The 7,197-nt window shown below is 64.1% G+C and carries 6 protein-coding genes and 1 tRNA gene; 1 reads left to right on the top strand and 6 read right to left on the bottom strand.

Features of this window, described 5'->3' with window-relative positions; all coding sequences use genetic code 11:
• The 4 genes from VMJ11_RS07745 to VMJ11_RS07730 all read right to left on the bottom strand — a co-directional run.
• Positions 1-934: ATP-binding cassette domain-containing protein (locus tag VMJ11_RS07745; RefSeq protein WP_325618577.1), on the bottom strand; the 934-nt coding region annotated here is incomplete at its 3' end.
• The gene (locus tag VMJ11_RS07740; RefSeq protein WP_325618575.1) at positions 931-2,037 is read right to left on the bottom strand and encodes an ABC transporter permease; all 1,107 of its coding nucleotides are present in this window, start codon (positions 2,035-2,037) and stop codon (positions 931-933) included. The genes VMJ11_RS07745 and VMJ11_RS07740, both read right to left, overlap by 4 nt.
• Position 2,038: 1 nt before the next feature.
• On the bottom strand, positions 2,039-3,076 hold the full coding sequence (locus VMJ11_RS07735; protein ID WP_325618573.1) for a microcin C ABC transporter permease YejB: 1,038 nt from the start codon (positions 3,074-3,076) through the stop codon (positions 2,039-2,041).
• A 33-nt stretch (positions 3,077-3,109) separates the two neighbouring features.
• Positions 3,110-5,032: an extracellular solute-binding protein gene (locus VMJ11_RS07730; protein WP_414694333.1), complete on the bottom strand. Its 1,923-nt coding sequence runs from the start codon at positions 5,030-5,032 to the stop codon at positions 3,110-3,112.
• 109 nt (positions 5,033-5,141) lie between these two features.
• On the opposite strand from VMJ11_RS07730, the gene fabI reads away from it, so the two are divergent.
• On the top strand, positions 5,142-5,930 hold the full coding sequence (gene fabI / locus VMJ11_RS07725; RefSeq protein ID WP_325618569.1) for an enoyl-ACP reductase FabI: 789 nt from the start codon (positions 5,142-5,144) through the stop codon (positions 5,928-5,930).
• A 133-nt stretch (positions 5,931-6,063) separates the two neighbouring features.
• Here the strand turns inward: fabI and VMJ11_RS07720 are convergent, their stop codons facing one another.
• Together VMJ11_RS07720 and VMJ11_RS07715 are read right to left on the bottom strand one after the other, a co-directional pair.
• Positions 6,064-6,405, bottom strand: a complete 342-nt coding sequence (locus tag VMJ11_RS07720; protein ID WP_325618567.1) for a hypothetical protein — start codon at positions 6,403-6,405, stop codon at positions 6,064-6,066.
• Between the two features lie 652 nt (positions 6,406-7,057).
• Positions 7,058-7,151, bottom strand: a tRNA-Ser gene (locus VMJ11_RS07715).
• Between the last annotated feature and the right edge of the window lie 46 nt (positions 7,152-7,197).

The following is a 7,197-nucleotide window of genomic DNA, read 5'->3' as shown; positions in this document are numbered from 1 at the left end:
TCACGTCGTTCACGGCGCGATAGCGCCCCTTGTGCCACCACCCGCGAAAGCCCGGCAGCTTCGTTGCGAAGTCGACGATCACATCCTTCGCCTGCAGCAGCACCGGCGCGATCGGCAGCACGGGCAGCACGTGGCGCTCCGGGCGGCTCGCGATGAGCCGCTGCGTGTACGAGTGCTGCGGCGATTCGAAAATCTGCTCGACGCTGCCCGACTCAACGAGCCGCCCCTTCTCCATCACGGCCACGCGCTGCGCGAAGCGGCGCACGAGATTCAGGTCGTGCGTGATGAGCAGCACCGACATGCCGCGGCGCTGCGCCTCGTCGCGCTGCAGCTCGAGCAGCAGATCGACGATCTGGCCGCGGATGGTCACGTCGAGGGCCGTGGTCGGCTCGTCGGCGAGCAGGAGGCGCGGACGGCACGCGAGCGCCATCGCGATCATCACGCGCTGGCGCTGGCCGCCCGAGAGCTGATGCGGATAGCTCGACACGCGCCGCCGCGCCTCGTCAATGCCGGTGCGCTCGAGCAGCTTCACCGCGCGCTCGTAGGCCTCCTTCTTCGTCACGCCGTCGTGCAGCACGATCGTCTCTGCGATCTGCTCGCCGATCGTGTAGAGCGGATTGAGCGCCGTCATCGGCTCCTGGAAGATCATGGCGACGTCACTGCCGCGCAGGCCGCGCATCGCGCGCTCGCCTTTCGCGAGCAAATCCTCGCCATCGAGGCGGATCGTTCCCACGATCCTGGCATCGTCCAGCAGGCGCAGAACCGCGAGTGCCGTGACGGTCTTGCCCGAGCCCGACTCGCCAACCAGCGCCACGCGCTCGCCGCGCCCGATCGCGAGCGTGACGTCGTCGACGGCGAGCGTCTCGTTAAAGCACACGCTCAGATGCTCGATCGAGAGGAGCGGCGCGGCAGTGTCCTCTGGCAACGCGCTCACTGGTTGCCTCCGGCCTTCATCGCGTCGGAAATGCGCGTGTCGAGCGCGTTGCGCAGCGCGTCGCCGATGAACGTGAGGAGCAACAGCGTCGCGACCAGCACGCCGAAGGTCGAGAGCGCGATCCACCATGCGTCGAGATTGCGCTTACCCTGCGCGAGCAATTCGCCCAGGCTCGGCGTAGGCGCCGGAACGCCGAGGCCGAGAAAATCGAGGCTCGTGAGTGCGAGAATCGCGCCGCTCATGCGAAACGGCAGGAAGGTGATGACGGGCGTGAGGCTGTTGGGCAGCACGTGATGCCAGATGATCTGCCAGTTCGAGAGCCCCATCGCGCGCGCGGCGAGCACATAGTCCTGGTTGCGGTTGCGCAGGAATTCGGCTCGCACGTAGTCGGACAGCCCGATCCAGCCGAACAGCGAGAGCAGCACGATCAACAGCACGAAGCCCGGCTCGAAGATGGCCGCGAAGATGATGAGCAGATAGAGCTCGGGCAGCGAGCTCCAGATCTCGATGAGCCGTTGCCCGACGATATCGACCTTGCCGCCGAAGTACCCCTGCACCGCGCCCGCCAGCACACCGAGCACCGTGCCGATGGCGGTCAGCACGAGCGCGAACTCCACCGACACGCGAAAGCCGTAAAGCAAGCGGGCAAACAGGTCGCGGCCGCTCTCGTCGGTGCCGAGCCAGTTCTGGCGCGAAGGCGGCGCCGGGTTCGGCACTTTCGCGAAGTAATTGAGCGTGTCGTAGTAGTACGGGTTAGGCGGATAGATCGCGAAATTGCCGGGCGCGTCGAACCGGTGGCGAATGAACGGATCGAGGTAGTCAGCGGGCGTCGGGAAATCGCCGCCGAATGTGGTCTCGGGATAGGCCTTGAACAACGGGAAATAGAGGTGCCCGTCGTAACGCACGACGAGCGGCTTGTCGTTGGACCAGAGCGGGCCGGCGAGACTCGCCGCGAACGCGACAAGAAATACGATCAGGCTCCAGTAGCCAAGGCGCTGCTGCTTGAAGCGCAGCCACACGCGACGGCCGGGCGTGGGCGACTTGAAGGCGCGCACGCTCTCGGTGCGCAGTTCGGGTTCGGCGCCGGTACGGACTCGGTTCAACTCAGCGCTCCAGTTGTTCGAATTGAATGCGGGGATCGACCCACACGTAGCACAGATCGGAGATGAGTTTCGTTAGCAGTCCGATCAACGTAAACAGATACAGCGTGCCGAGCACGACAGGATAGTCGCGCCGCACGACCGACTCGTACGACAGCAGGCCGAGGCCATCGAGCGAAAACAACGTCTCGATCAGCAGGCTGCCCGTGAAGAACGCGCCGATGAAGGCCGCCGGGAAACCCACCACGAGCGGCAGCAAGGCGTTGCGAAACACGTGCTTCCAGAGCACGGTGCGCTCCGAGAGCCCCTTCGCGCGCGCGGTCAGCACATACTGGCGACGAATTTCTTCGAGGAAGGCGTTCTTGGTCAGCATCGTCGTGACGGCGAAGCTGCCCACCACCGATGCCGTCACCGGCAGCGTGATGTGCCAGAGGTAGTCGAGGATCTTGCCGCCGAGCGAGAGCGTGTCCCAGTTATCGGAGGTGAGATTGCGCAGCGGGAACAATTGCAGGAACGAGCCACCACCGAACAGCACGAGCAGCAACACGCCCAGCACGAAGCCCGGAATCGCGTAGCCGACGAGCACGACGAGGCTCGTCACGAGATCGAAGCGCGAGCCGTTGCGCACCGCCTTGGCGATGCCCAACGGCACCGATATCAGGTAGGTGAGAAAGAAGGTCCACAGGCCGATGCTGATCGACACTGGCAGCTTCGAGATGATGAGCGACCACACGCTCTGGTGATGGAAATAGCTCTGGCCGAGATCGAAGCGCGCGAAGCGCCGGAGCATCAGGAAATAGCGCTCGAGCGGCGGCTTGTCGAAGCCATAGAGCTGCTTGAGCTGCGCGATCTGCTGCGCGTCCACGCCCGAATGCGCGCGCATGCCGAACGGCATGCCCTGCTCCGCGCCGCGCCGCAATTCGCGCACCGCCTGCTCGACGGGGCCGCCCGGTACGAACTGGATCACGCCGAAGGTCAGCGTGAGTACGCCGAGCAGCGTCGGGATCATCAGCAGCAGGCGTTTGACGATGTAGCTCCACATGATTCGTTGCTTCCGTCGTGTCAGTCTCGTTCGTCATGAATGGCCGGCTTGCGGCCCGGGCTGCGGCTTGAACCACCATGTCGAGATGATCCAGTCGTTCGCGCCATAGTACAGCGGCAATTTCGCCGGATACGCCAGCGTATGCTTGTACGCCACACGGTGCGTCGAGCTGTACCACTGCGGCACCACATAGTAGCCGTGCATGAGCACCCGGTCGAGCGCGTGCGTGGCGTCGAGCAGTTGCGGCAGCGTCTGCGCCTGCGTGAGCGCCTTGAGGATGGCATCGACGGGCGGCGACTTCAGGCCGAGCAGATTGCCCGAGCCCGGCTCGTCGGCGGCCTTGCTGCCGAAGCGGTCGACCTGCTCCGCACCCGGCACCTGCACGTCCGGGAACTTGATGGTCGTCATGTCGAAGTCGAAGTCGTCGAGCCGCTTCTGGTAGAGCGCGAAATCTACCGAACGGTAGTTCACCTGGATGCCGAGCCGCGCGAGCGCCTGCGTGTACTGCGCCATGATCGGCGCCCATTGCGCCGAAGCGCTCGTGTCGTCGAGTACCTCGAACACGAACGGCTCGCCCTTTGCGTTGCGCAGCGCGCCGTCGCGGTAGGTCCAGCCGGCCTCCGCGAGGAGCGCGCGCGCCTTGAGCAGGTTCGCGCGCAGCGAACCCGGCGGGGTCGTGTCGGGCTGCACGGGCGGCGGCCCGAACACGGCGGGATCGAGCGACTTGCGCCACGGTTCGAGCAGCGCGAGCTCGCCGGGTGTCGGCAAACCCTTCGCCTGCAGATCGGTGTTCACGAACCAGCTGTCGATGCGACGGTACTGGTTATAGAACAGCATGCGGTCGAGCCACTGGAAATCGAGCGCGAGATCGAGAGCACGGCGCACGCGCACGTCCTGGAACACAGGCTTGCGCAGGTTCAGGACGAAGCCTTGCATGCCCGTGCCGTTGTGCTGCGGAAACTCGCGCTTGATGAGCTCGCCGCTGTCGAAGCGCTTGCCGACGTCGCGCCGCACCCAGTTGCGCGCGACATTTTCGACGAGCGCGTCGTACTCGCCCGCCTTGAAGGCTTCGAGACGCGCGACGTCGTCGGAATAGAGCTTGTAGGTGATGCGCTCGAAGTTGTTGGTGCCCACGCGCACGGGCAGGTCCTTGCCCCAGTAGTTCGGATCGAGCTTGTACGTGATGGTGCGGCCGTTCGAGTAGCGCTCGATCACATAGGGACCGCTGCCGATCGGCTGCTCGAATGCGAGCTGATCGAACGCGATGCGGCTGCCGTCCGGCCGCAGCCCCCACTTGCGCGAGAACACCGGCATGCCACCGGCGATGAGCGGCAACTCGCGGTTGTTGGCACGAAACTCGAAACGGATCGTCGCTGGATCGACCACGACTGCGCGCGTGATGTCGCTGAAATACGCCTGCATCGAAGGTGCGGACTGGCGGCTCTTGAACGTGTCGAGCGAGAACTTCACGTCTTCGGCCGTCACCGGGTCGCCATTCGAGAAACGCGCTTTCGGGTTGATGTGGAATGTCACCGAGAGCCCATCGGGCGCGATGCGGATATCGTCGGCGAGCAGGCCGTAGGCGGACGCCACTTCGTCCAGGCTGCCTGTCGTCAGGCTCTCGAACAGCATGCCGAGCCCAGGCGCCGCATTGCCGCGCAAAGTGAACGGGTTGAACTTGTCGAAGCTCGTGAGACGGTCGGGATTGGCGAGCACCAGCGTGCCGCCCTTGGGCGCGTCCGGGTTCACGTAGTCGAAGTGCGCAAAGCCTTGCGGATATTTGGGCTCGCCGTATTGCGCAATGGCGTGCACGGCGTGCGCGGACGGCATCGCCAGCGCCCCGAACGCGAGCGCCACCGCCACTGATGCGAGCAGCCTGGCAAAGCGCTGCCGCCCCGCAGGAACCGTTGCCCCAAGCGCGCTGCGCGCGGTCCTGCTTCGCGTTCCTGTCATCATAGAAAGGGATTTGTCCGGGGATGCCTTGTCAATTGTGAGAGAATTCTACCCAAACCACGCGGCGCCACCCTGAAGGCGCCCGGCGCATTGACCTGATTTAGGAGAATTCATGGGCTTCCTCGCTGGCAAACGCATCCTGTTGACCGGCCTGTTATCGAACCGTTCGATCGCGTACGGCATCGCGCAGGCATGCAAGCGCGAAGGCGCGGAACTGGCGTTCACGTACGTCGGCGACCGCTTCAAGGACCGCATCACCGAGTTTGCACAGGAGTTCGGCAGCAACCTCGTGTTCCCCTGCGACGTGGCCGACGACGCGCAAATCGAGGCGCTCTTCGCCGGGCTCAAGCAGCGCTGGGACACGCTCGACGGTCTCGTCCACTCGATCGGCTTTGCGCCGCGCGAAGCGATCGCAGGCGACTTCCTCGAAGGCATGACGCGCGAGAACTTCCGCATCGCGCACGACATCTCGGCCTACAGCTTCCCGGCGCTCGCCAAGGCCGCACAGCCGATGCTCGCCGACAACGCGTCGCTGCTCACCCTCACCTATCTCGGTGCGGAGCGCGCCATCCCGAACTACAACACGATGGGTCTCGCGAAGGCTTCGCTCGAAGCGAGCGTGCGCTACCTCGCGGTCTCGCTAGGCGGCAAGGGCGTACGCGTGAACGGCATTTCGGCTGGCCCGATCAAGACGCTCGCGGCAAGCGGTATCAAGAGCTTCGGCAAGATTCTCGAGTTCGTCGAGCAGAATGCGCCGCTACACCGTAACGTGACGATCGAGCAGGTCGGCAATACGGCTGCGTTCCTGCTCTCCGACCTGGCGGGCGGCGTGACCGCCGAGATCGTGCATGTCGACTCGGGCTTCAACGCGGTGGTAGGCGGCATGGCCGGACTCGAGTAAGCCTGCCATCGTTGCACGCGCCTCGTCGTGCGTGCAATCGTGCAATTGGCCGACAAACAAAAGCCGCCCCGTGGGGCGGCTTTCTTTTTGCGCGAGGCCTTGCGAGCATCACGCCTGCAACCGGCCTGGCGGCTTAGTGCCAGTGCCCCGGAGGGCCGCCGCGATCCCAGTGGTCGCGACCCGGGCCATAGCCACCATGGTGACGGTACCAGTCGTCATGGTTCCAGTAACGACGCCCGTCCCAGTAACGGTCGCCGTGCCAGCCGATCACGATCGCCGGCGGCACTGCATAGACCGGAGCCGGCTGATAGACGACCGGCGGCGGAGGCGGCGGCGCGTAGACCGGCTGAGGTGCCACATAAACCGGGGCCGGAATACCAATGTTGACACCAACGCTCACGCCAGCCATGGCCGCGCTCGACGCGCCAATCGCTACGCCCCCGAGCAGCATTGCAACAACACGTGGGAACTTCATGGACTCACCTTTCGGGTTTGATGTTTTGTTCAAGCCAATATAGCGCAGGGCTTTCGGCCCGCGTATTTCAAACTTGTAATAACTGATGCACAAACCTGCCCCACGGCGGATGACGTTACGTCTCGTTACACTAGCGGCCCTTTTGGGGCGCGTGTCACCAATAACATGCAAAGCGTTGGATCGGGTTCATGCGCTTGAAGACGAGGCTGCCGGCGCCAATATCGGCGACGCCGTAAGCCGCGGCGCACCGGAGGATATCATCGCTGGCGCCGAGGCGTACTGGCACCAACACACTGTGGCGGACATATTCGCGCCGGTGCCACGCAGCCCTGTTGCATTTGCGTATTGGCGGCGTATAGCGATGTAGCTTGAACTGCTCCACGTCCCGAACACGGGCCCCATTCGCTTCGGATGCCGAATCAAGTGCCATGCACACGGTTGTCGAGGCGTCCGCGTCTCCCGGAAGCTGGCGGATTTTGAAAACCGGAAAAAATTCGTTGTCCTATACAGCTGGCGCGGACTGGTTGCGCTAAGACTGCGATATAAACTGGACCGCATTCGCATACGGGCATATCTCCGCTATTCGCGTAACGGGAGCCCAAAACAAAAACCCCGCAAGTCCGAGAACTTGCGGGGTTTCCACCGCCATTACTGGCGGAGACGGAGGGATTCGAACCCTCGATCCAGGTTTTGGCCCAGATGCTCCCTTAGCAGGGGAGTGCCTTCGACCTCTCGGCCACGTCTCCCGAAAACTTCGTTCGCGCCAGGGAGGCAGCGCAACGAAGCCAAGAT

It is taken from the genome of Paraburkholderia sp., from assembly GCF_035501035.1.
In the GTDB taxonomy this organism is placed as follows: Bacteria; Pseudomonadota; Gammaproteobacteria; order Burkholderiales; family Burkholderiaceae; genus Paraburkholderia.
This window is presented reverse-complemented; position numbering and strand designations above follow the sequence as displayed.

What these genes read in the sequence shown, in the direction of transcription:
- VMJ11_RS07735 (WP_325618573.1), bottom strand. Translation starts at nt 3,076, where the DNA reads ATGTGGAGCTACATCGTCAAACGCCTGCTGCTGATGATCCCGACGCTG.
- VMJ11_RS07730 (WP_414694333.1), bottom strand. Translation starts at nt 5,032, where the DNA reads ATGATGACAGGAACGCGAAGCAGGACCGCGCGCAGCGCGCTTGGGGCA.
- fabI (WP_325618569.1), top strand. Translation starts at nt 5,142, where the DNA reads ATGGGCTTCCTCGCTGGCAAACGCATCCTGTTGACCGGCCTGTTATCG.
- VMJ11_RS07720 (WP_325618567.1), bottom strand. Translation starts at nt 6,405, where the DNA reads ATGAAGTTCCCACGTGTTGTTGCAATGCTGCTCGGGGGCGTAGCGATT.